The sequence below is a fragment of the Priestia sp. ST2 genome (genome assembly GCF_055810735.1).
Genome location: NZ_JBVVNT010000004.1, coordinates 363732 through 385784, shown reverse-complemented (window position 1 = coordinate 385784; position 22053 = coordinate 363732). Strand labels below are relative to the sequence as shown.

Below are 22053 nucleotides of genomic sequence, written 5' to 3'. Positions count from 1 at the left end.
TTTTTGTATGGAAACAAAAAAAGTCCCGCTTCCAAGAAGCGGGTGCAAATAGGGTACATCTATGAAAAATGATGAAATTGTTTTGACAAGAACAGTATATAAAAGAAAAGTGAAAAAACGGTGAAAAGAGAAAAGCTTTTTTAAAAAAAAGGTGAAAATATGCTTTTCTTACAAAAAAAGCCCCGCTCACAAAAAGCGGGGAATAAATAGGGGTCATTTATGAAAAATGATGAAATTGCTTTGACAAACTTAGTATACAAAAGAAAAGTGAAAAAACGGTGAAAAGATGGAAGCTTTTAGAAAAAATAAAAAAAGACCTGCTCTGGGGAAGCAGGTCTTCACAAAGGAGTAAAACTATGAAAAAAATATGCTAATTGGCTTCGCAAGTACTATCCTATACCTTTATGGTGAAAAAATGGTGAAAAGAGAAACGGGATATAAAAAAGACCTGCTTTGGGGAAACAGGTCTTTAGAAAGGGAGTAAAACTATGAAAAAATATGCTAATTGGCTTCGCAAGTACTATCCTATACCTTTATGGTGAAAAAATGATGAAAAGAGAAGCGGAATATAAAAAAAGACCTGCTCTGGGGAAGCAGATCTTCAAAAGGAGTAAAACTATGAAAAAAATATGCTAATTGGCTTCGCAAGTACTATCCTATACCTTTATGGTGAAAAGATAGTGAAAACGATATTAGGATATAGCTCCTATTTTTCCATATTATAGATTCATTTCTCTTTAATAGGGTATACGTTCATTAGAATCGATATAAACTTAAAGAGCTGCCAGGGAGGTATATATATGGAAAAGAAACACGAAGCAACTGCAAATCAGCGCGTGGTTCATCGCACTCGAAATAGCTGGTCAGGCTTTTTGTTTGGCGTAGGGTTAGTTGCTTTTATTGATGAAGCAGTGTTTCATCAGCTGCTTCATTGGCATCATTTTTATGATAAATCCACAACGGCCGCTGGTTTAGTGTCGGACGGTTTGTTTCATGCATTCAGCTGGTTCGCTACAATTGCATCACTTTTTATGGTGGCAGATCTAAGGCGCCGAGGCGGCTGGTGGGTGAAAAGGTGGATAGGAGGAGTATTGCTTGGAGCCGGGGCGTTTCAGCTTTATGACGGGACCGTGCAGCATAAGCTTATGGGACTTCATCAAATCCGGTACGGAGTGAAGATTGCACCTTACGACATTACGTGGAATGTACTTGCATGTTTGATGCTGCTTATTGGCATCATTTTAACATGGTTTACACGTAAACAAGGTGCACATCATGATTAAATATGAAGTATTGTCTCAGCTTTTATTAGCCCTGCCTTTTGTCGCTACCTTTTTTTTATACATGTGGGCTGTAGCTTCTTCGAATGCAACGTATAGAAAATGGTCATTATATAGGACGTCCAGCTGGACACTTGGTATTTTATGCGCCATATCTTCTGTAGCCGGACCGCTCGCAGCCCGTGCTCATATGGACTTTACTGCGCATATGACGGGGCATTTGCTTTTAGGTATGCTAGCTCCGCTTTTAATGGCGTTAGGAGCACCTCTTACGCTGCTGCTTCGCACGCTTCCGGTTCATGCAGCCAGAAAAGTGTCAAAACTTTTAAAAGGACGGTTTGTTCGGTTCATCAGCAGTCCGGTGACAGCTTCTGTTCTTAACGTAGGAGGACTTTGGATTCTTTATACAACAAGTCTGTATGGCATGATGCATCACTCTTTTTTCGTGCATGTCGCTGTACATATTCACGTGTTTTTAGCCGGCTATTTATTCACCGTATCGATGATTTCAATCGATCCTTCGCCGCATCAAAAAACTTTTACGCACCGGGCATCCGTATTGGTTCTTGCTCTTGCTGCTCACGGTATTTTATCAAAATATGTGTACGCTCACCCGCCTATGCACGTATCGGCGGAAGGGGCGCAGCAAGGGGCTATGCTGATGTATTACGGAGGCGATTTAATCGACTTATGTTTAATTGTGCTTCTTTGTTATGAATGGTTTAAGCAGGTTCAAAAAGTATCTCTTACATAAAAAACGCGCAGAAAGCATGGTGCTTTCTGCGCGTTTTTTTAGTGAATGTTTCGTTTTTTAAAGCGTCCGCCGCGGACTTCGGTAATATCTGCAACGGCTAAAAAGGCAGTAGGATCAAAATCTTCAACAATGGTTTTTAGCTTTGATTCTTCAAGGCGCGTGATGATGCAGAAAATCACTTTTTTATCATCGCCCGTATAAGCACCTTCACCGTGCAAATAGGTAACGCCTCGACCTAGACGCGCATTAATCGCATCGCCAATTTCGTCGGAATATTCGCTAATAATCCAAGCAGATTTTGATTCTTCCAATCCTTCTACAACCGTATCAATGGCTTTAGCTGCAATGATGTACGCAAGGATGGAATACATGGCGCGGTCCCACGTGAACACAAATCCCGCTGCTCCTAAAATGAAGAAGTTGAAAAACATCACAATTTCTCCCACGGAAAACGGAATTTTTTTACTGATTAAAATGGCAAGTATCTCCGTACCGTCAAGCGCTCCGCCGTAGCGAATTACGAGTCCAATTCCAATTCCGAGAATAATCCCTCCAAAAACGGTAGCAAGAAGAACGTCTGCGGTAAACGCGGGGACTTCATGAAACATAGAAGTTAAGATGGATACAACCAGTATGCCAAAAATAGTGGAAAGGGCAAATGTTTTCCCCATTTGCTTGTACCCAATAAATACAAACGGAAGATTTAGTACAAAAAGAAAGATTCCTAGATTTACGCCAGTAAGGTGCGAAAGCATGATGGAAATACCGGTAATTCCTCCGTCGACAACGTGGTTCGGAACGAGGAAAATTTCAAGTCCTGTGGCCATGAGCAGCGCACCGATCGCAATGGCGATGGCCCTTCCAAATACCTGTCCCTTGGACAGCTTTCGGTGCTGAATTTTCGCTTTTTCGAGTTCTGTCATTTGCATGTCTCCTTTGATGCCTCATATGTATTTCTCACTTTAGAAAAGTGAAACTATCTTTAATTATACCTTACTATGCACAATTAGTGGGGATAGACGGCTTAATCACTTGTTTCACCATGCAAAAAAAGCCTGCTTCAGAGTCATAAGCAGGCTTTTTAAGGAGTAAAACGATGAAAAAAGATAGTTGGCTTTACGGCTTTAACTATATAGAAAATTGATGAAAAAACAGTGAAAATGCCGGCATGTGCGCCAAGAAAATCGGGGATACTAGTTAAAAAAGCCAAAAGGAGATGACGAAATGAGCGTGTGGATGATGTATAATCACTTGATGCATTCGCAAATCTTTTTAAGCAGCGTATTAATTAGCGGTATTCTTCTTGTTAGCGGAGGATTTGTGTACGGTAGCATAATGAACAAAAAGTGAACCTAATATTGCCACGGATAGGTTGTTAATGGAAGATGATCAATAGCTGCTTGGTTAATGTTATACTTGCTCCATAAGCATAGCGTGGAGGTGTCAGCATGAGCAAGCATCATGATCTAACAGCATCATACGGAGAATCGTTAGTGACGTGTGAACATCAGTTTGAAGCTAGCTATTACTATCATCAAGTGCGCGAACAGTGCATGAATCACATTCATGAAATAAGCAAAGCGGTAGATGAGTTCATCGTTGATTTTACAGATGAAAGTTTGAAAATATTAGAGCTTCTTTACTATGATCTAGAAGACAGCAACTGCTTTGACTATTTTTCGATGACAAAAGAAGAATTCGAAGAGTGTATGGGCGTATACTTTGGTGAAGTGGTTACGTCTACTATTGATGAAGCGCACTGGGTTGTGAAAGAATATCCGCTTATGGAAAACAAGTATGTGACCGGAATTGAAAAAGGGAATCTTTCACTCATGTTTCCTCACGGATTTTTTAACCATAAAGAGCGTCATCCAGAGTGCGTTTTTACTCTTTATCATTTATATAAACAGCTGCAAAAATAGGAAAAAGGTGAACGTAAGTTCACCTTTTTTATTGTCCCAGCTTTATGGGAATATAAATATCCATTTCATATGTATCACTATATAAATTGCTGTGTATAGCTGTATTTACAATTTCAAGAGCAGGACCTTCAATCATGCTGTAAGGAGAGTTCGGCAGCCATTCATTCCAGATGCTGTTGTACGTCGACCCGAGCGATGTAATGGGACCTATGTGTTTAAACTGCAGGTATGTAAACGAAGGAAACGTATGAACGCTCATACCGTTTGGAATAAAAGCCGTATCAGCCACTTCTGTCCCTGCAATATAAAAATAATTTTCTTTTTTCGGAGCCATGCAAATGCCTGTAACCATATGAGGTTCTTTTGAAGAGCTAATCATTTCTTTTTCTTTAAGTATTTGCTTCAAAAGATTCTCTTTTTGATACTCTCCGTTTTTTGCTATGCCTATCACTGAAAATCCTTCTTTATATACAACTTTACCTTGCATAATCCACCTCGAATTTTTCAAGCTCTAGCTTTTATTCTATCAATCATAAATTACTTTACCGTGATTGTAACATAATCTTAAGTAGATATCGATGCAGAAAATGGAACATGATCAAAGCTTCAAACACGTGCTTGAGATACTCTAATTATTACATAAAAACAGCGCCGGAATTCGCACGCTGTTTTTATTAATGCAACACTTTATTTATATAACGTTTACGAAGAGTAAATCCGGGAAACTCCTTAATATAAGTCAAAATGGTAGCTAAACCAGTAGTCGTCCTGCACATTCTTTGTGTTTGAAGCGACAATATGCTCATGACCTTGTTCGTCTGTGGCAATCCAGTTGTAGTTGATATCCATTTTAATCGGATACATATTGCCTTTTTTAAACAAAATAACGGGGGGAGTTACTTCAACAAACTCGTTTAGTTTTTTAACAACATCTTCTTTACAGCGAATTAGCTCCATGTCTTTTTCTCCTTCGGTGTTATTGCACAATCATATTTTTTGCGTTGTGCACAATATATAATTTAAAATAACAAAGGTAAGTTTAGCACATTTCACAAAAAACAGAGAAATAAAAAGGAGCGATATCGATGAATGAACAAATTTTATTAGCAGAACGCCCAAAGGGAATGCCAACAAAAGATACGTTTAAATACGAAAAAATTGAAATGCCTACAGCGAAAGAAGGCGAGGTACTTGTTCAAACACTGTACCTTTCTGTTGATCCGTATATGAGAGGACGCATGAACGATACAAAATCATATGTTCCTCCATTTGAGCTAAACGCACCGCTTGCAGGCGGCATTGTAGCACGCGTAACGGAATCAAAATCAGATCGTTTTAAAGAAGGCGATATCGTGACGGGTATGCTTCCTTGGAAACGCTATTCAGCTGCAGAAGCAAAAAACTTACAGAAAGTTGATCCAGAGCTAGCGCCAATTACAACGGCTATCGGCGTTCTTGGTATGCCTGGTCTCACAGCTTACTTTGGACTGCTTGAAATCGGTCAGCCAAAAGAAGGCGAAACAGTAGTCGTTTCCGGTGCAGCAGGTGCTGTTGGATCTGTTGTTGGTCAAATCGCTAAAATTAAAGGCGCACGTGTTGTCGGCATCGCAGGTTCTGAAGATAAAATTGCTTATTTAAAAGATGAGCTCGGATTTGATGAAGTGATTAATTATAAAAAAGGAAATGTAAAAGAAGCGTTGAAAGAAGCGTGTCCTAATGGCGTTGATGTTTACTTTGAAAACGTCGGTGGAGAGATTTCAGATGCAGTTGTTAGCTTATTAAATAAATTTGCGCGCATTCCGCTTTGCGGCCAAATTTCACTGTATAACTTAGAAAAACAAGATGTTGGACCGCGTGTTCAAACACCTCTATTAATTAACAGTGCGTTAATGAAAGGCTTTATCGTAGCCGACTATGCAGACAAATTCCCTGAAGGCATTAAGCAGTTAGGGGAATGGGTGCAGCAAGGAAAAATCAAGTACAGCGAAAACGTTGTAGAAGGTTTTGAAAATGTACCTGAAGCGTTCCTTGGTTTATTTGAAGGAGCAAACTTAGGAAAACAGCTTGTAAAAGTAGCAGAATAAGCGTAAAAAACCGTGTGGGATTATTCCCGCACGGTTTTTTTACATAGTTGAAGCCGTTTGTTGTTTTGCTTCTTCTTCCATATGTTCACCAGTTCGTTCGATTGGCGAGCGTTTGTGATAGCGTCCAAGCAGTCCTGTCATGATGAAGATACCGATTAACGAATAAAGAACTTGAACTACGCCGAATACCACAGTTGCAGAGCCTACAATCAATACATCTGTCAAAAGCATTGTTTTACCTGGATTAATGCCAAAGCGTTTATCAAGAAACACGCATAGCATGTTGATTCCGCCAAGAGAAGAGCCGTGGCGAAACAAAAAGATCAGTCCAATGCCGACAATAATGCCGCCCACAATCGCAGCTACAAGCGGATGCGGAAGCGCAAACGAAAAGTTGGCAGCTAATAAATCAGACATCACTGACATCAGGCTAACGCTGATGAAGCTTTTTATCGTAAATTGCAGCCCAATTTGCGTAAGAGCCATAAAATAAAATGGTAAATTGATGATAAAGAACAATACCCCAAATGAAATACCGGTTAAATGCTGCAGGACGATTCCAAGTCCTGCTGTTCCGCCAATAACGAGGTTAGAAGCGGTTAAAAATTGAATTCCGATGGCAACGCACAAACAGCCAAAGGTAATCCATCCCCATTGTTTTACGTGATTCATATCTCCATCCCCTTTTGTATATTTATACAATACTTTCGATAGAAAACACCGTCTTTTAATTCACAAAATCTATTTTACTATATATCTTTTCAAAAAAAAGCACTTTTGTGAGAGAATCTAACACAAGATTAAAAGTTAGATAATTCAGATTTATTAAGTTTTTTTGAAGCGAATGAGCGATAAATCAATATGTTTCTAAAAAAAGATTAAAAAGAAAGAATGAGAAAAACGGATTTTGGAAAATGTATAAACAAATATTTGGATAATGGTTAAAAAAAGGGAGAAAACATTAGTTAAAACGAACATTTTTAACTAAAATAAAGATATAATTCGGATTTTTATTGATTTTTTGTTTAATTGAGGTAATATATAACATTATTAGCATAAAAATATGTAGAGATGGAAGTGGATGCGAAATGAATAAGAAATTATCAGCGTTGACAGGGGTGGCTGTACTTGCTTTTTCACTGACGGCATGTGCCCCTCAGCAGGAAAAAGAAGTGTCTGCTGAGAAAAAAGAACCCGCTCAACACCTAGCTGATCAGCAAATCATGGCCGATGCTTGGTACCAAACATCCGGCGAAATGAAAGCTTTGTATTACCAAGGCTATAATACTGGAAAGCTTCGTTTAGATGAGGGGCTTGCAAAAAGTACCGATAAAAAGCCTGCCATTATTTTGGATTTAGATGAGACCGTGCTTGATAATAGCCCATTTCAAGCTTCAGCAATCAAAACCGGAAAAGGATTTCCTTATAAATGGGATGAGTGGGTGCAAGCAGCAAAAGCGAAAGCAGTACCAGGTGCTGTTGATTTCTTGACGTATGCGGATCAAAAAGGCGTAGATATTTACTATATTTCGGGCCGTACAACTTCTCAGCTTGAGGCAACAATTAAAAACCTAAAGAATTTACATATTCCTCAAGCAACCAAAGACCATGTGCTATTAACGGGTCCAAAAGATGAAGGAAAAGAAACGCGCCGTCAAAAAGTAGCGACGAATCATAATGTAGTCCTGCTGTTTGGTGATAACTTATCTGATTTTAGCGGCTTTGATAAAAAGTCCATTACTGATCGAAATAAGCTTGTAGAAGAGCAAAAAGAAACGTTTGGCCAAAAGCTAATCGTATTTCCAAATCCAATGTATGGAGATTGGGAAGGAGCTATTTATAACTACGACTACTCAATTTCGGACAAACAAAAAGATAAGCTTCGCCGCGAACAGCTTCAGTATTTCAACTAAAAAAGAGAGGCTGGGAAAAAAGGTTTTTAACCCAAGTGAAAAACGAACAATTGATCAGCACGTGATCAATTGTTCGTTTTTTTTGTTATGGTGAATATAGTTTCATCTGTCTTGTTTGTTCCTTCTAGCAGGTGATTGGAGGGCAAGGTGAAGACTCCTGCGGGAAAAGCGGAACAGGTGAGACCCCGCAGAAGCGCAAGCGACGAGGAGGCTCAGCGGCCGCCCGCGGAAAGCGAAGCCTTGCACGGAAATCAACTGCGGTGTCATAAGCGGTTCAGTTCATGTATCTCATTTGTTCGTCTTTAGGCTGGATTCATTTCGTTATGTCTTCAACCTCTTTTTAATTTTTCCAATATAGTCAGTTCAAACGATAGCTTGTCCAAATGATCCTGCTTTTTAAGAAAGAAGCCAAGGAGCATAAGGAACTTGCTTCCACTCGTGTTTTAACATGCCATAAATCACAAGGTCATGGTAGTGATCATATAGGTATTCACCTTCTCTGCAAATGCCTTCTTCTGTAAAACCTAGACGCGCAGGGATGGCTTTACTTTTTTCGTTATTAACGCCGCAGCGTATTTCGACTCGATGAAGGTTTAACGTATTAAATGCATAATTCAGGCATCCGTGTACGGCTCTTGTCATAATACCTTTTCCTTGAAAATCATGTCCAATCCAATAGCCAAGACTTGTACTTTTGTTTCCCCAATTAATTCCGTGAAAACCAATCATCCCGGCGATTTCTCCGTAGTACCGAATGATGGCCTGGAATCCTTGGTTATTATAATATTGAGCTCTCCATTCAGGGATGAGTTCATCGTAGTCAGCAATACTTTGCATGCTATCTACCCATGGGAGCCATTCTTTTAGGTAAGGTCTTGACTCGTTAATAAGAGAAAGCAAGGGGAAAGCGTCAGTTGATTCAATCAAATGCAAACTAACTTCGTCATCAATTTTGTATTCAAACATACGAAAGCCTCCTGTGATGATGGGCCTGCTGAGATAAGCGTAGCGTGTAGGCAGTTCTAACATCTAGTTTTTCTTTATTCTACCACAAGTAACAAAGAGGAGAGCGAGGAAGTTTAGGCTAAAAGTAAATAACGCATAAAGTCGATAGGGTTTTAATGATTAAAAAAATTAATAATTGAAAGCACTTTTATCAATATTTTTACAGAAAAGAAGCATATACAGTGATACAATGGAAGAAGCGATAAGGCGTTGTAAGTATACATACTTTATAACAAACATGATATTGGATTGATAAAAGCAGGTGGTAAAAACATGGATGTACAACTATTAATAACGGTATTTGCACTCGGGTTTTTCGGGTCATTTTTAGCAGGTATGCTTGGAATTGGAGGATCAGTTGTTTTGTACCCGCTGCTGCTATTTGTTCCGCCTCTTGTAGGAGTGGGAATGTTCAGCGCGCACGAAGTAGCTGGTATAGGAGCCGTACAGTCGCTGTTTGCGTCTGTTTCAGGAGCTCTTGCTTACAAAAAGGGCGGCTATTTGAATAAACCGTTAATTTTATATATGGGTATCAGCGTCTTAGTTGGCAGTCTCATTGGTTCAACGCTATCAAACTCGTTTTCAGAAGGAATGATCAATTTCATTTACGGCGTGATGGCAACAATTGCTGCAGGATTAATGTTTATGCCCAAAAAAAATAATCCAGCGGCCGATTCATTCGAAGTGACGTTTTCAAAACCTTTGGCAGCAGCTCTGGCGTTTTTAGTTGGAATTTGCGGGGGGATTGTCGGAGCAGGAGGCGCATTTTTACTTGTTCCTATTATGATTACCGTGTTAAAAATTCCTGTGCGCGTAACGATTGCAAGCTCATTAGCCGTGACGTTTATTTCGTCTATGGGAACAACATTCGGTAAAGTAATGACGCATCAAGTCCTTTTGCTTCCGGCGCTTATGATTATTGGAGCAAGCTTACTAGCAGCTCCAATCGGAGCTTTTGTTGGGCAAAAGACGAAGGTAGCGTCGCTGCAAGTTATCTTAGCGATCGTTATTACGGCGACTTCGCTGAAAATATGGTTTGATTTACTAATGAAATCTATTCATTAAAAAAAGCTGCCTTTTTAAGGACAGCTTTTTTATTTTGGTGTTGATGACACAAGGTGAGCGACTAAAATATAGCGTTCAGGTGCTGAACCAACGTAATTAAACGGATAACAGGTGCTGACGGTTAAAGTGGCTCTAGGCTTTGGTACAATAACAGTCCGGTCATCCGCATCAACGATTCGTACTTTGTTCACTTTGTATGTGAAGGTGCCTGCTGCCGTGTCCACCACGAGCGAATCGCCTTCACCCACGTCGCCAAGCTTACGAAAGACCGTATCGCGATGTCCTGATAGAACAGAATTGTCGTTTTGACCAGGCAGCACGCTTCCCGCAAAATGACCCACGCCTTTTTCTAATTCATCTTCGTTCGTACCGTGATAAATCGGCAGCTTAGCGTTTAATTTAGGAATATATAATTCTCCCATTAAATCACCGATTTTTGGCTGCTTTGGGTAAGACACATTTGACACTTTCGGCTTTTTTTCCGGGCTAGCAGTACGAGAGTGTACCGTTTTTTTAGCTTCAACAGCAGAAGCTTCAGCAGAAGAGTCCGCTGTTGAAGCGTCCTTGCTTTTAGCTGCGGCTGGTTCTTCTGTATCCATTGTTTTAAATGCCAAATAGCCTCTTGCAAATTTATAGGCGTTTGTGGTCGTAAACCAAAGACCAAAGCAAATGACGGCGGCTAAAAGGGAAAGAACAATCAACCGCTTTTTGCGATTGATTGTTCTTCTTGTTTTTCTTGGTTCCATTTTATGCGCGTCTCACTTTGCGGAAAAGAACAAAGCCAGCGGCTACAAGCACTAATCCAATTAATGTATTTGTTACATAATTAGAAGCCGTTTCCGGAAGTTTTCCGCCTTTAACGGTTTTTTGTACAGCGCCATTCGTTTGTTTCTTTACAGGTTCTTGTTTCTTTTCTACTGCTGGTTTTTGCGCTTGAGCTGGTTTTGCTACAGCCTCAGCAGATTTTTCCACTTCTTTTCCTGTGTCTGTGATGATATCAGAATTAAACATATCGCCTGTGATCACCATGTCTGCTAAAAATTTACCGTCTGTTGTATAAAGAGAAATTTTTAGACTTGCATTTTTTAATTCTTCTAAGTTGATTAAATCAGTAAGAGAAAGCGGTCTTTCATTTCCGCCTTGTACAAGTGAAAACTTAGCGTCTAAATGGAAGATTGATAGCATTTCTTTATAAATAGACATTAATTCAGCGATTTGATCAGCAGATAATTCTGTTGCTGTATCAAAATCTTCGAATGCCGCTAAGCGCTCGCCTAATTGATCTAAGCGGTTAAGCGTTGCTTCGTTTGAAAGCTCATCTTCTAACGATGTAAAATGTGCTTCAATTCGATTTAATTCTTCTGAAGTTAAGCCTAATTCAGACTGCATAAACGATAGTAAGCCGCTTAAATCTTCTTCGCTTAATAATTCATCATCGTAAGAAGCGTCTTCTTCGTCATATGACTCATCATCTTCATACCAGTCGTCGCCCTCTAGATAGAAGCCAACATCCTCGTATAAATCATCTAGGTACACATAGTCGTCTAAGCTTTGACCGTTCTCTTTTAATAGCGCATTTAAGCTTGTTTTGTCTAAGTCAAAATCTGCATACACATCTTGCACGTTATGTAAGTCAGCTGCAATTGGTTCACCTAAAAAATCTTCTAAATCTGCGATTGTATCGAAGTTTTCAAGACTTTCATCGTACAGTGAAAGCGAATATTCAACGTCGTCTTTGGTTACTTCAAAGCCTCGCGTTTGGCTTAGCGATTTTAAATACTTGTTGAAATCTGCGTCAAATGTTGACGCTGCTGCGAATGAAGACGTTGGAAATAAGCCAACAAACAGCAGAAATGATAATAGTATTGCCCCCAGTTTTTTCATCAATTTTCTCCTTTTTTTACGTTTTCTACAAGATTATATAGGAAGAGTTATAAATTTACAATATATACTTATATTATATATACCTTGAATATAGTGGTAATTTAAGGGATTTATAGAACTATATATTTTGAGAACACCGTACGAAAGGGAGTGGAAAGCCCTAGATAGAAAAAGGAGGAAATAAAGAAAAAGGTTTATAATTTTTTTAAACAGAGGCAGAAATATAAAAAAGTATCAAAAAAGAACAGCACTTAGAAGCTGTTCTTTTTGAAATGATATGTAAGCCTTAGCATAGATAGTTGAAATTCGATACCGTTCCGCTTTAGAAAAAGGTGGTTACGAGTTATGATTTTAGTAAGGATAGTGAAGAAAAGTGAGAGCGCGGTTTTGTCAGCTCTATTTTGATTCCTTTTAGCCTTAAACGTTCTACAAACTGTTTGCGTTTTTTTCGCTTTTCATGCGGGGATTGATTCATATTTGCCTCATCCTCCATATTTAGTCAAGTAGCTAACATATCATTATCATAATCAAAAGATGACGGTTACACAATAAACATTCTCAAATATTCACAAAGATTTAAAATTTGTTACATTGATAGTGTACATGTACCCCATTCTCTTTTTTTATAACATCTCAATGTGCTGTTTTTAAATTGAAGTTTTGTAAATCCTGTCGCAGGCTAAAAAAAGCGCTGACTTTTATATTTTGATTCACTGTGCTTAAAAGCTATACTAGTAGTGCGTATAGAAAAGAGTAAACCGAATTTTTACATCTCATCTATTCGTATACAAAAAAGAAAGAGGGATTTTGATGAAAACAGAACAGCAGTATTTTGAAGAAGGAAAATCAATCCAAACATATATGAACGACATGAGTACATTAAAAGAGGAAAGTTTAGCTGTTTATGAACAATTTCAGCTTCCTAAAGATGGACTGGCTGACAAATTAAAGGCTCACAAGCTTCATTTCTTAGCGATTACTGAAGATTGGTGCGGAGATGCGATGATGATTAACCCAATCATTCGTAAAGTAGCTGAAGCTGCCGGTATCGATGTGCGCGTTGCACTGCGAGATGCAGACACCGAATTAATTGACCGTCACTTAACAAACGGAGGGCGTGCCATTCCGATTATTTTAATTTTTAATAATGAAGGGACGTTACTTGGGAAGTGGGGCCCCCGTGCTCCCGAAGTTCAGCAAATCGTCGATGAGCTTCGTGCCACGCTTCCTTCAAAAGAAGATCCTTCGTTTGAAGAAAAGCAAAAAGAAGTCTTTTCTTCGTTACGAACAAGATATAAAGAAGAACCGGCTCTTTGGTCGTATGTTTATAACAGCTTTAAAGAAACGGTATTAGCTGTTGTGAAATAACTTAAAAGAAAGCAAGATAAAATGAAGCATTCATTTTATCCTGCTTTTTTTCTGGTTATTGCAACAAGATCGTTTGTATATCACTTCAAGGGAAAGGCAGCTCTTATGAATGTTAGTGTTCAAAACGCGTACTTTTAATTAAAAAAAAGCACAAAATTCTAAAAATAAAAATATTTTTTATTCACAACGCGTACTTTTTAACTTGATGATGATATAATAACAAATAATAAATGAAGAAAGGGGGCGCGTAAATGAATGGAAAAGCTTTTGGTTAGTATTTTTAAGCAGCATTTTTAAAGTTCAAAATGAATTTTATTTTTTAAATTTAATGAAAGCGCTTAATAACTCACTTCTCAGAAAATATAGAAGAAAGGTGTTAGATACATGAATAACTTACATAGAAAAATGGGAACGTTTTCTCTCATGATGGTTGGCCTTGGATCTATTATTGGATCAGGATGGCTGTTTGGAGCATGGAGAGCTGCTCAAATTGCAGGCCCCGCAGCAATTGCTTCTTGGATTATTGGAATGGTTGTTATTTTATTTATAGCTCTTTCTTACAGTGAACTAGGATCGATGTTTCCAGAAGCAGGAGGTATGGTTAAATATACGCAATACTCGCACGGCTCATTTCTTGGCTTTATTGCGGCTTGGGCAAACTGGATTGCAATCGTATCGGTTATTCCTGTTGAAGCCGTTGCTTCTGTTCAGTATATGAGTTCATGGCCGTGGGAGTGGGCGAAATGGACAGGCAGTTTAGTAGAAAACGGGATTCTTACGGGAAAAGGCTTGGCTATTGCTACAGGACTATTAATCATTTATTTTCTTTTAAATTATTGGACCGTAGGCTTATTTTCGAAAGCTAATTCACTTATTACTGTTTTTAAGATTATAATTCCAGGGCTTACAATTGGTGCTCTTTTATTCGCAGGGTTTCACGGAGGAAACTTCTCCTCTGCAGGAGGCGTTGCTCCAAATGGATGGGCAAGCGTTTTGACAGCTGTTGCTACGTCTGGGATTGTGTTTGCTTTTAACGGTTTTCAAAGCCCTATTAATATGGCGGGAGAAGCGAAAAATCCGGGTCGCTCTATTCCGATTGCGGTAGTAGGATCCATTTTAATTGCGACCGTGATCTACGTATTGCTTCAAATTGCATTTATTGGAGCGGTAAATCCTTCAGAAATCGTAAAAGGATGGAGTCATCTTAACTTTAATTCGCCGTTTGCCGATTTAGCGATTGCGTTAAATATTAACTGGCTTGTTATTGTTTTATATGCCGATGCTTTTGTATCACCATCAGGAACAGGTATTACGTATACAGCTACCACGTCACGCATGATTTATGGTATGGAAAAAAATAAATACTTGCCGAATATACTGGGAAGAGTTCATCCGCTTTACGGAGTTCCCCGTCAAGCCATGTTCTTTAATTTATTTGTCTCATTCATCTTTTTATTTTTATTTAGAGGCTGGGGGATATTAGCCGAAATTATTTCTGTAGCTACATTAATTTCATATCTTACCGGTCCTATTACCGCTATGACGTTAAGAAAAACGGGGACCGATCTTTATAGACCTTTACGTATAAAAGGGTTAAGCGTAATAGCGGCTCTTGGATTTATTTTTGCTTCACTTACTCTTTACTGGGCAAGATGGCCGTTAACTGGACAGGTATTATTTATTATTTTAATTGGTTTGCCAATTTATTTTTATTACCAAGCAAAATCAAAATGGAAAGGCTTTGGTCAAAACTTCCGAGCTGGCGTTTGGATGATTGTCTACTTATTATGTATGATGACAATCTCTTGGATAGGAAGTGAAAAGTTCGGGGGACTCAATATTATTAAATACGGCTGGGATATGGGTCTTATTGCAATTGTTGCACTTTTCTTTTATGCTTGGGCACTTAAAAGCGGATACAAAACTGAGTATTTAAAAGAAGCAATCGATGTTAATAATGAAATGAAAGCAGCGGAAGCACAGACTGCCTCAGCTAAAGAACAGATCATAGAAAAACAAATTAAATAAGTAGTAAAAATGAGGCTGGGAAAAAAGTATTTCAGTTGAAGTCAAATGCGAACTATTAATTATTTTTTGATTGGTAGTTCGTGTTTTTTTGTTGTTATGTTGAATATAGATTTTATGTGTATAGTTGGTTCTAGCAGTTGATTGGAGGGCAAGGCGAAGACTCCTGCGGGAAAAGCGGCATAGGTGAGACCCCGCAGAAGCGCAAGCGACGAGGAGGCTCACCGGCCGCCCGCGGAAAGCGAAGCCTTGCACGGAAATCAACAGCGGTGTAACAAGCAGTCCAGCTTATGTATCCCATTTGTTTGTCTTTAGATTAGATTGATTTAGTTATGTCCCAGCCTCTTCTTTTGTGGATGAATTTTATTTTTTTGAATACTAGATAGTAAAAAATGCTATAATGGTGGGCAAAATCATGCAGGGGGAGAACGACTTATGGATATCGTATCAATCACTTCTTTTTTAGGCGTAGCCGCTTTGCTTACGGTTATGCCTGGACCTGATAACTTATTTGTTTTAGCACAAAGCATATCAAACGGTAGATATGCAGGAATCTCGACTTCATTAGGGCTTTGTACGGGCTTGCTTGGTCATATAGCTGCAGCAACATTGGGTCTATCGGCTGTTATCTATCAATCGGCTTTAGCGTTTGCTATTGTAAAATACGCTGGAGCAGCTTATTTGTTATATCTGGCTTATAAGACGTTTACAGCAAAAGATTCCGCTCTCGCTGTTGAAAACAAAGAAGCCGTTGAGTACAAGGTGCTATATAAAAAAGGAGTGATTATGAATCTGCTAAATCCAAAAGTTTCGCTTTTTTTTCTTGCTCTTTTACCTCAGTTTGTTAATCATTCAACCGGACATGCCACACAGCAAATGCTCGTTTACGGCGCCGTATTTTTAGTTCAAGCGCTGATTATTTTTACGTTAATTAGTCTATTTGCAGGGAAAGTAGGGGAGTTTTTGCGAAAATCTCCAGCTCTGTCTAAGCGGCTTAATCTCGTGCAAGGCTCTATCTTTACGCTTATTGGCTTAAAAATTGCTTTTAGTGAGAAATAGCAGGAGATAAGATGGCGAACCTGCTTTTTATCTGCACTAAAAGGCGTGGACGTTAGTTAAAGGAAGATCCGAGCGATAAATTCAATTCGCTCGGATTTTTTATGTCTATGGTAAAAGTAGGTTTCATGTATGCAGTTGCTTCTAGCTGGTGATTGGAGGGAAAAACGAAGCCTTGCACGGAAATCAACAGCGGTGTAACAAGCAGTCCAGCTCATGTATCCCATTTGTTCATCTTTATTTTGTGCTTTAAAACAGCGGAGAATACCTAGCGAAATCCTGCTTTCTTGTGTGAATTTTTTTGAATGTTTTAAGGGGACGAACCCTTCTTGTCCAATTACATATATATATAGAATGAGAGATAAATCATCAGGCAAAGCCGGTGTTAATCACAAGTTCTTTCATATTATGATTGAAAGGAAAGGTTCACATGAAAAAAGTATGGCTAGATGCAGGACACGGCGGTACAGATTCAGGAGCTTTAGGAAATAATTTGCGTGAAAAAGATATTACGCTGCAGCTTGTACTACACGCGCGGGCGTATTTAGAACATAACTATTCCGTAGATGTTCAGGTAACTCGTTCAACCGATGTGTTTGTTTCATTATCAGATCGAGCGAACCGGGCTAATGCATGGGGAGCAGATATTTTTGTTTCTATGCATATCAATGCTGGCAGCGGTACTGGATTTGAAACGTATCGGTATCCATCACAAGAGGGAAGTCAATCTTATCTTTTACAAAAAGAACTGCACACGGAAATTTTAACAACCATGCAGAAATTTGGAACGGTTGCAGATCGCGGTTTAAAAACGGCTAATTACGCTGTACTGCGTGAAACAAATATGCCAGCTGTTTTAACAGAAAACTTGTTTATCGATACGACAGCCGACGCTGAAAAATTAAAAAACGCTACGTTTCTTCGGGAAGTGGGAGAAGCGCACGCGCGTGGAATTGCTAAGTATTTAAACTTATCTTCTAATGGAGTTACATTCTATAGCATTCAATCTGGAGATACATTTTATAGCATTGCAAAGAAGTATAATATCACCGTTCAGCAGCTGCAGGATGCAAACCCTGGCGTAGATCCTGCAAAATTGCAAATTGGTCAGCAAATTGTTCTTCCTGTCGCTACGTATACTGTACAAGCGGGAGATACGTTTTATAGCATTGCGAAAAAATATAGCATGACCGTTCAGCAGCTGCAGGATGCAAATCCTGGTGTGGATCCTGCAAAATTACAAATTGGCCAGCAAATTATCATTCCAGCTGTTTAATATCTGCAAATAAAAAAGATGACACGCTGCCGTGTCATCTTTTTTATTTATTGAACTAATCTTACAAGCATATGGGCAAGGTGATGCTGCTGTTCTTTGTCTCCAACCTTCCACAGTTCGTGAAGCAGGTTTTCCTCTCGATTGCGCGGCTCTTCATGTTTGGCAAGGTAATCAGCTACTTTTTGAGCTGTTTTAGCAAGCTGTTCTTCATTCATCCCTAACTTTTCGCCTTTTGAGACCTTGTCCCCTAGATAACTTTTGAATCCTTCGAAGCTAGAGAGAATATCCTCTTTTTTCTCCTCGCTCATAGAATTAATTGCTCCTTCAACTTTTGCTGAATGATTTGTTTCTACAGAATTACTCATAGTTTTTTTCTCCTCTCATGGTTATATTTGGGTGTTAGAAAGCATATTCCCTGAGGATTCAGTAAATAAACGTCCAAATGTGTTATTTTTACATTATGGCGTTTTACAAGGACTTAAAAAGGTGAGGTCAACCGAGATTTTATCAACCAATAATAAAATTAGTAAAAGACTTTGAATAAAGAAATCAAAGTCTTTTACTAATTTTTATTTTATACTGAAGCATCATACCTGGGGCGTAGGAGTAGGCGGGGCATAGCCTTCCTTATATTTATCATCGATTTCTTGGCGAATGTCTTCGATGCTTTTGCCTTTGCTGTAGTCTACTACAGCTTGAGCCGCTATTTCTAAACAGACGCCGCATTTTGTTCCGTGATCATCCCACGTCACTGCGCCGTTTCCTTTGTTTTCGAAGATAAAACAGTCGTAGTTGTTTTGATGATTAGCCTCTTCTCCACATCCGCAGTAGCAAGGAATGTTTTCTAGTAAGGTTTGATGCTTAGCAGCGGCTGCATAAATAAGCTGCATGTCTTCGGGCTTGTCACTTAGAAAAGAGGGAAGAGTTTCACTATTTTTTGTTTCTTCTCGTTTATCACCTAATGTGTGCTGCTGATGTTCTTCATGTTGTGTTGCTTCTGTACGTTTGCTGCCTGAACTTTCTTTACTTTCGTTTCCGCAGCCGGAGACCATGCTTGCTGCAAGGACAACTGTTATGACCTTTGATTTTATCATTAAAATGTTCATCCTTTCTTCAATTAAAGCTAGACAATAGTATGTACATCCATCATGTGAAAAAGGCATCATTCGTCTTTGAAGTCATTCATCAACTTTCTGCAAACTAATTTTCCGATACATACCTTTCAACATGACGCTTGAATTCTCCTTCAAGATAAGCTGATCCCGGCTTGCTTCAAACACATGTTCAAAAGAGAGTCCAATATCCGTTCCTAGTAATTTTACGAAGGGGCGGAATATTTTTTTAGGAAAAGCCGCTGATTTCTTTTTAGTTTCAAATTTATCAAAAATCAGGATAGTTCCCTTAGGCTTTGCTACTCTTGTCATTTCTTTTAAAGCTTGCTCCGCATCAGGTACTACGCTAAGAATTAAGCTTGCTACAACTACATCAAACGAAAAAGAGTCGAATGTTAGCTGCTGAGCGTCCATTTGGTGAAAGGTTATAGATGGATTTTTGTATTTATTTTTTGCTTTTTGAAGCATTTCACTGGAATAGTCTATGGCTGTTACATTTACTTCATGAGGAATAAAAGCTAAATCTGCACCCGTTCCAACACCTACAAATAAAATGCGCTGTTCAGATGAAAAGTGGACGTCTTGAAAGACTTTTTTTCTGGCTCGATAAAACATCCCGTTATTAAAAAACACATCGTAAAAAGGAGCCCAACACTTATAAATAAATTGATTCCAGCGGTTATTCACGTAAACCCTCCTAGAAAATAAGCTTTCCAACGCCTGCTGAAAAGCTTACGGATTACATTTAATTTTTCATTTTGAGTAAGCGAAGACTGTTTAAAATAACAAGTAGCGCTGCTCCTGTATCGCTTAAGACGGCAATCCACAGAGTAAGCCATCCTGGAAAGATAAAAGCTAAGGCAATGACTTTAACAATAATAGAAAACCAAATGTTTTGTTTGATGACAGCTAACGCTTTGCGGCTTAGCTTCATCGTATGAGGAAGCTTTTCTAAATTGTCTGCCATGAGAACAATATCAGCTGTTTCCATAGCCGTATCAGTACCAGCACCGCCCATTGCAATTCCAAGATCAGCAGTAGCTAGAGCAGGGGCATCATTAATCCCATCTCCAACCATAGCCGTTTGATAGCCTTCATCTTGAAGCTGCTGTATGGCTTTCACTTTATCTTCAGGCATCAAATCGGCGAAATAGCGGTCTATCCGAGACTGAGAAGCAATCATTTTAGCTGTTCCTTCGTTATCACCAGTCAACATCACAATTTGCTGCATACCGTTTTGTTTGAGGCTTTCTAAAGCAGATACGGTTGTATGTCTGATGGTATCAGCTACGCTAATAATACCTAGAACACTTTTAGCTGTTCCGACAATAATAATCGTTTTACCTTCGTTTTGAAGCTTTTCAATATGAGCCCAGCAGTGGGATAGAGGTGTTTCTAAATCTGAGAATAATTTTGCATTACCTGCGTAATAAACCGTTTCTTGAATTGTTGCCTGCACGCCTTTTCCTGTAAGGATTTTAAAATTTGATCCTTGTAAAGAACCGACTTTTTTCTCCTCTGCATAATCCACGATAGCACGGGCAATGGGGTGATTCGAATAGTCTTCAAGCGTTTTTGTTATCGCTAAAAGCTGATTTTCTTCAGCAGAAAGGGAAACAACCTCTGAAACGGCTGGTTTGCCTTCTGTTAGCGTTCCTGTTTTATCAAAAGCAATCGCATTGATTGCACCAGCTTTTTCTAAAAACGTCCCGCCTTTAATGAGCACGCCATTTTTCGCCGCGTTTCCAATCGCAGATACAATGGCGACGGGAGTAGAAATGACTAGCGCACATGGACAAGCCACGACTAATAATTCAAGCCCCTTGTAAAACCACTCACTCCATGCACCATCAAACAGGGGAGGGATGACCATAATGAATAAAGCTAAAATAAAGACGATAGGCGTGTAAATGGTTGCAAATTTATCAACAAATGCTTGAGTAGGCGCTTTTTTCTCCTGTGCTTCTTCCACTAAATGAATAATTTTAGAAATCGTCGTATCTTCCACTAGCTTTGTTACCTTAATTTCTAACGATGCGCTTTCGTTAATGGTGCCTGCATAAACCGTATCACCGATTACTTTATCAACTGGAATAGATTCACCTGTAATAGGAGCTTGGTTGATACTGGATTCGCCGTTTATAATTTCACCATCTAGCGGAATTCGGTCTCCTGGCTTTACGACAATCGTAGTGCCGATTGAAATATCTTCCGCTGCTTTTTTAATCAGCTGGCCGTTTTCTTTCACCCATGCTTCAGAAGGAGCTAAGTCCATCAAACCTCGTATCGAGTTTCTTGTTTGTTCAATCGACCTTGTTTGCAGAGCAACACCTAAAGCAAATAGCCAAACGACCGTAGCACCTTCAAGCCATTCCCCAATAACAGCTGCTCCAAGTGCTGCAACGGTCATTAAAACATTCATGTCTAAAGAACGGCTTTTAATTCCGTAATAAGCACTTTTAGCCGGCTTATATCCGCTGACAATCATGGCAATAGCGTAGAGTACAGTTGTCATATAAGAAGCAATTCCTGTATGAGAACCGATAAAACCTAATGCGATGAAAATACCCGAAAAAACAATCGGTCCATTTTGCCCTTTATGGTGCCGCGACTCAGCAGACTGCCTGCTGCTGGTTATTAAAGTAGCTGTATACCCAGCTTTAGATACTTCTTTAATAATGTCATCGGCTTCGTTATCGTGCTCAATTTGTGCTTTTCCCGTTGAAAAGTTAACGCGTACATCTTTGACAGCAGGAACTGTTTTTAAATGATTCACAATCGTGTTCGCACAAGCCGCGCAGTCCATTCCTTCAATCAAATACGTTTTCATTTTTTTATTTGATTGGATAGCCTCAATGTTAAACCCTAGTTTTTCTACTGAGCTTGGAATGAGTGACAGAGCTGACTCACTTGCCGCCGCTACCTGGAGCTTTCCTGTATTATAGTTTAGGGTTACGTGTTGAATATCGTTTAATGTTTTTAAACTTTTTTCAATCGTCGCGGCGCAGGAAGGGCAATCCATTCCATATACGCGGTATTCAGCCGTTTCTTCTATGTCACCGTCGCCTGGTACTATATCGTGATCACTGCAGCAAGAATGCTGGCCTTTATCGGTCGTTAACACAATCGTATCTGAACAGCAGCTGTGACTGTGTTCATGACTCTTTGTGCCACAGGAAGAAGGCTCTTCAGTAGAAGCGGCTTCTGAAGAAGAGGAACAGCAGGTCTTGCTTTCAATTTCTGTTGAAGAAGATTCGCTGCAGCAGCTTCCGGTATGCTGATGATTTTTTTTATCTTCGTGTTTCATTA

The 22053-nt window shown here is 39.2% G+C and carries 25 protein-coding genes; 13 read left to right on the top strand and 12 right to left on the bottom strand.

The genetic code is table 11. The features are described 5' to 3' along the window. The first annotated feature begins 800 nt into the window (after nucleotides 1-800). Both AC0KUU_RS19215 and AC0KUU_RS19210 read left to right on the top strand, forming a co-directional pair. A complete protein-coding gene (locus AC0KUU_RS19215) occupies nucleotides 801-1283 on the top strand; it encodes a DUF2243 domain-containing protein (protein ID WP_043981423.1) in 483 nt (160 codons plus the stop codon). Next, entirely contained in the window at nucleotides 1276-2034 is a 759-nt protein-coding gene (locus tag AC0KUU_RS19210; RefSeq protein ID WP_322552240.1) for a cytochrome c oxidase assembly protein, read from the top strand. Before AC0KUU_RS19215 ends, AC0KUU_RS19210 begins: the two co-directional genes overlap by 8 nt. Before the next feature lie 38 nt (nucleotides 2035-2072). On the opposite strand, the gene AC0KUU_RS19205 is transcribed toward AC0KUU_RS19210, so the two are convergent. Next, on the bottom strand, nucleotides 2073-2957 hold the full coding sequence (locus AC0KUU_RS19205) for a YitT family protein (RefSeq protein WP_074895024.1): 885 nt from the start codon (nucleotides 2955-2957) through the stop codon (nucleotides 2073-2075). Nucleotides 2958-3258: 301 nt separating this feature from the next. Here AC0KUU_RS19205 and AC0KUU_RS19200 point away from each other — a divergent pair, with 301 nt between their 5' ends. Together AC0KUU_RS19200 and AC0KUU_RS19195 are read left to right on the top strand one after the other, a co-directional pair. Then, nucleotides 3259-3384 carry a hypothetical protein gene (locus AC0KUU_RS19200; protein ID WP_272911084.1) on the top strand — a complete coding sequence of 42 codons (126 nt, stop codon included), beginning with the start codon at nucleotides 3259-3261 and terminating at the stop codon, nucleotides 3382-3384. Nucleotides 3385-3482: 98 nt separating this feature from the next. Beyond that, entirely contained in the window at nucleotides 3483-3956 is a 474-nt protein-coding gene (locus AC0KUU_RS19195; protein WP_097825272.1) for a hypothetical protein, read from the top strand. 28 nt (nucleotides 3957-3984) lie between these two features. On the opposite strand, the gene AC0KUU_RS19190 is transcribed toward AC0KUU_RS19195, so the two are convergent. Both AC0KUU_RS19190 and AC0KUU_RS19185 read right to left on the bottom strand, forming a co-directional pair. Next, the gene (locus AC0KUU_RS19190; protein ID WP_043981427.1) at nucleotides 3985-4443 is read right to left on the bottom strand and encodes a GyrI-like domain-containing protein; all 459 of its coding nucleotides are present in this window, start codon (nucleotides 4441-4443) and stop codon (nucleotides 3985-3987) included. Between the two features lie 242 nt (nucleotides 4444-4685). Continuing rightward, complete coding sequence (locus tag AC0KUU_RS19185) at nucleotides 4686-4913, bottom strand: hypothetical protein (protein ID WP_016764806.1); 228 nt, start codon at nucleotides 4911-4913, stop codon at nucleotides 4686-4688. 128 nt (nucleotides 4914-5041) lie between these two features. On the opposite strand from AC0KUU_RS19185, the gene AC0KUU_RS19180 reads away from it, so the two are divergent. Beyond that, nucleotides 5042-6040, top strand: coding sequence for an NADP-dependent oxidoreductase (locus AC0KUU_RS19180; protein WP_028409240.1), 999 nt, complete (start codon nucleotides 5042-5044; stop codon nucleotides 6038-6040). A gap of 39 nt (nucleotides 6041-6079) precedes the next feature. Here the strand turns inward: AC0KUU_RS19180 and AC0KUU_RS19175 are convergent, their stop codons facing one another. After that, nucleotides 6080-6712 (bottom strand): YitT family protein, encoded by a 633-nt coding sequence (locus tag AC0KUU_RS19175; protein WP_013083915.1) that lies wholly within the window; start codon nucleotides 6710-6712, stop codon nucleotides 6080-6082. Between the two features lie 416 nt (nucleotides 6713-7128). Between AC0KUU_RS19175 and AC0KUU_RS19170 the strand changes: the two genes are divergently transcribed. Beyond that, complete coding sequence (locus AC0KUU_RS19170; RefSeq protein ID WP_043981429.1) at nucleotides 7129-7953, top strand: 5'-nucleotidase, lipoprotein e(P4) family; 825 nt, start codon at nucleotides 7129-7131, stop codon at nucleotides 7951-7953. Nucleotides 7954-8084: 131 nt separating this feature from the next. Beyond that, nucleotides 8085-8222, top strand: a complete 138-nt coding sequence (locus AC0KUU_RS19165; protein WP_193377160.1) for a hypothetical protein — start codon at nucleotides 8085-8087, stop codon at nucleotides 8220-8222. Nucleotides 8223-8349: 127 nt separating this feature from the next. On the opposite strand, the gene AC0KUU_RS19160 is transcribed toward AC0KUU_RS19165, so the two are convergent. After that, nucleotides 8350-8919, bottom strand: coding sequence for a GNAT family N-acetyltransferase (locus AC0KUU_RS19160; protein WP_043981430.1), 570 nt, complete (start codon nucleotides 8917-8919; stop codon nucleotides 8350-8352). A 312-nt stretch (nucleotides 8920-9231) separates the two neighbouring features. Between AC0KUU_RS19160 and AC0KUU_RS19155 the strand changes: the two genes are divergently transcribed. Continuing rightward, nucleotides 9232-10023 (top strand): sulfite exporter TauE/SafE family protein, encoded by a 792-nt coding sequence (locus AC0KUU_RS19155; protein WP_013057848.1) that lies wholly within the window; start codon nucleotides 9232-9234, stop codon nucleotides 10021-10023. 29 nt (nucleotides 10024-10052) lie between these two features. On the opposite strand, the gene AC0KUU_RS19150 is transcribed toward AC0KUU_RS19155, so the two are convergent. The 3 genes from AC0KUU_RS19150 to AC0KUU_RS19140 all read right to left on the bottom strand — a co-directional run bounded on the left by AC0KUU_RS19150 (nucleotide 10053) and on the right by AC0KUU_RS19140 (nucleotide 12382). Further along, on the bottom strand, nucleotides 10053-10769 hold the full coding sequence (locus AC0KUU_RS19150; RefSeq protein ID WP_322552239.1) for a class D sortase: 717 nt from the start codon (nucleotides 10767-10769) through the stop codon (nucleotides 10053-10055). Nucleotide 10770: 1 nt separating this feature from the next. Continuing rightward, nucleotides 10771-11907, bottom strand: a complete 1137-nt coding sequence (locus AC0KUU_RS19145) for a processed acidic surface protein (protein WP_237074402.1) — start codon at nucleotides 11905-11907, stop codon at nucleotides 10771-10773. Between the two features lie 343 nt (nucleotides 11908-12250). Then, complete coding sequence (locus AC0KUU_RS19140; protein ID WP_013057845.1) at nucleotides 12251-12382, bottom strand: hypothetical protein; 132 nt, start codon at nucleotides 12380-12382, stop codon at nucleotides 12251-12253. 335 nt (nucleotides 12383-12717) lie between these two features. Between AC0KUU_RS19140 and AC0KUU_RS19135 the strand changes: the two genes are divergently transcribed. The 5 genes from AC0KUU_RS19135 to AC0KUU_RS19115 all read left to right on the top strand — a co-directional run bounded on the left by AC0KUU_RS19135 (nucleotide 12718) and on the right by AC0KUU_RS19115 (nucleotide 17632). Beyond that, the gene (locus tag AC0KUU_RS19135; protein WP_025751101.1) at nucleotides 12718-13275 is read left to right on the top strand and encodes a thioredoxin family protein; all 558 of its coding nucleotides are present in this window, start codon (nucleotides 12718-12720) and stop codon (nucleotides 13273-13275) included. Nucleotides 13276-13659: 384 nt separating this feature from the next. Then, nucleotides 13660-15303: an APC family permease gene (locus tag AC0KUU_RS19130; RefSeq protein ID WP_322552238.1), complete on the top strand. Its 1644-nt coding sequence runs from the start codon at nucleotides 13660-13662 to the stop codon at nucleotides 15301-15303. 137 nt (nucleotides 15304-15440) lie between these two features. After that, nucleotides 15441-15575, top strand: coding sequence for a hypothetical protein (locus AC0KUU_RS19125; RefSeq protein ID WP_272911085.1), 135 nt, complete (start codon nucleotides 15441-15443; stop codon nucleotides 15573-15575). A gap of 160 nt (nucleotides 15576-15735) precedes the next feature. After that, nucleotides 15736-16359, top strand: a complete 624-nt coding sequence (locus AC0KUU_RS19120) for a LysE family translocator (protein ID WP_013057840.1) — start codon at nucleotides 15736-15738, stop codon at nucleotides 16357-16359. A 427-nt stretch (nucleotides 16360-16786) separates the two neighbouring features. Continuing rightward, complete coding sequence (locus AC0KUU_RS19115) at nucleotides 16787-17632, top strand: N-acetylmuramoyl-L-alanine amidase (protein ID WP_043981434.1); 846 nt, start codon at nucleotides 16787-16789, stop codon at nucleotides 17630-17632. Nucleotides 17633-17679: 47 nt separating this feature from the next. Here AC0KUU_RS19115 and AC0KUU_RS19110 read toward each other — a convergent pair whose 3' ends face one another. From AC0KUU_RS19110 to AC0KUU_RS19095, 4 genes are all read right to left on the bottom strand, one after another. Beyond that, nucleotides 17680-17997: a DUF3243 domain-containing protein gene (locus AC0KUU_RS19110; protein ID WP_013083905.1), complete on the bottom strand. Its 318-nt coding sequence runs from the start codon at nucleotides 17995-17997 to the stop codon at nucleotides 17680-17682. A 222-nt stretch (nucleotides 17998-18219) separates the two neighbouring features. After that, complete coding sequence (locus AC0KUU_RS19105; RefSeq protein WP_162214555.1) at nucleotides 18220-18726, bottom strand: PCYCGC motif-containing (lipo)protein; 507 nt, start codon at nucleotides 18724-18726, stop codon at nucleotides 18220-18222. A gap of 84 nt (nucleotides 18727-18810) precedes the next feature. Continuing rightward, nucleotides 18811-19431, bottom strand: coding sequence for a class I SAM-dependent methyltransferase (locus AC0KUU_RS19100; RefSeq protein ID WP_043981436.1), 621 nt, complete (start codon nucleotides 19429-19431; stop codon nucleotides 18811-18813). A gap of 58 nt (nucleotides 19432-19489) precedes the next feature. Continuing rightward, nucleotides 19490-22051 carry a heavy metal translocating P-type ATPase gene (locus AC0KUU_RS19095; protein ID WP_322552237.1) on the bottom strand — a complete coding sequence of 854 codons (2562 nt, stop codon included), beginning with the start codon at nucleotides 22049-22051 and terminating at the stop codon, nucleotides 19490-19492. Between the last annotated feature and the right edge of the window lie 2 nt (nucleotides 22052-22053).